Consider the following 1,444-nt stretch of genomic DNA (forward strand, 5'->3'; position numbering starts at 1 on the left):
AAGGGACTTCCCAATCGTGTTGTCAAGCCGCTCCCGTGACGGGAGGTGAAGCGTGAAAGCACTCTCCGTCACGGATCATCGCCCACAGGACGTTGAGGCGTCGGCGTGCGAGGGCCAGCAGGGCCTGCTTGTGGCCCTTGCCCTCGCTCCGCTTCCGGTCGTAGAAGGCCTTCGACACGGGGCAGCACTGAAGGCTGACCATGGCCGACAGGTACATGGTTCTGAGCAGACCGCGGTGGTAGCGCCGGGGGCGGCGCAGGTTGCCGCTGACGCGGCCGGAGTCACGTGGTCTGGGGGCCAGGCCGGCGAAGCCGGCCAGGCGGTCAGGGCTGCCGAAGGCGTCCATGTCGCCGCCGGTGGCTGCGAGGAACTCGGCTCCGAGCTTGGCTCCCATGCCGGGCAGGCTGCGGATCACCTCGGCGTGTGGATGCTCGCGAAACTTGGCCTCGATCAGGGCGTCGAGCTCGGCGATCTCCTCATCAAGGGCCATCACCCCCTTCGCGAGGCGGACCACCATGGTGGCGGCCAGCTTCTCGCCGGGCAGCGCGGTCTGCTGGGCCTGGGCGGCCTCCACGGCCGTCTTCGCCAGTGCGGCGGCTCCCCTGACCTTGCGGTTCTTCAGCCACATCTCGATCCGGCTCGCGCCTGCCCGCCGGATCGCCGCCGGGGTCTGGTAGCCGGTCAGCAGCATCACCGGCCCCCGGTTCGTCAGCTCCAAGGCCCGCTCCAACGCGGGGAATATCTCCAGCAGTTGGGCGCGGAGGCGGTTGATCTGCCGGGTGCGGTCGAAGACCGTGTCCAGGCGGCGGGTGGTCAGAGTGCGCAGGTCGACGGCGATCTCGTCACCCGGCCGCAGCAGGCCCAGATCGCGTCGGACGCGGGCCTGGTCGGCGATGACGAAGGCGTCCTTCGCATCGGTCTTGCCCTCGCCCTTGTAGGTGGCCGAGGCCCGGTGGACCGCCAGGCCGGTGAGGTAGGCGACCGGCTGGCCGTGGCTGACCAGCAGGCCGATCAGCAGCGCGGCAACGCCGTGGTTGAGGTCCACGGCCCACAGCGCGTCGGCGGATATCTCCAGGACGTCGCCGATCAGGGCGAGCAGTTCACTCTCGTCGTTCGCGACCCGGCGGGACAGCAGCCGCTTCCCGTCCGCGTTGATCACCACGCAGTGGTGGTGCGTCTTGCCGATGTCCACTCCGGCCCAGATCTCGGGCACGTTCCCCTCCGCCAGCTCGTCGTACATCGATCCCGCAGACGACCTCGCCGACGTTGTCCTACAGCAGCGATCGGAGTCGCATTTCCCAATTGGCGGTCGAGTCGTCGCGGGGCTCCAGGTGGCCAAGTCCCTTAAGCCATCGAGTGGTCTCGCCCATGACAGCCATACCCAGAGCCCCTGGGTCCTCCGATCTTACGAATGACCAGAGCAACCACTCTTGAAAGGTAGGAC

1 protein-coding gene is annotated in these 1,444 nt (G+C 68.1%); it reads right to left on the reverse strand.

Going from position 1 to position 1,444, the window contains the following annotated elements; genetic code table 11:
- Positions 1-22: 22 nt before the first annotated feature.
- Entirely contained in the window at positions 23-1,240 is a 1,218-nt protein-coding gene (locus tag G3I56_RS42550) for an IS110 family transposase (RefSeq protein ID WP_164418890.1), read from the reverse strand.
- Positions 1,241-1,444: the final 204 nt, after the last annotated feature.

This window comes from Streptomyces sp. SID12488, assembly GCF_010548275.1.
Classification (GTDB): domain Bacteria; phylum Actinomycetota; class Actinomycetes; order Streptomycetales; family Streptomycetaceae; genus Streptomyces.

What these genes read in the sequence shown, in the direction of transcription:
- G3I56_RS42550 (WP_164418890.1), bottom strand. Translation starts at nt 1,240, where the DNA reads ATGTACGACGAGCTGGCGGAGGGGAACGTGCCCGAGATCTGGGCCGGA.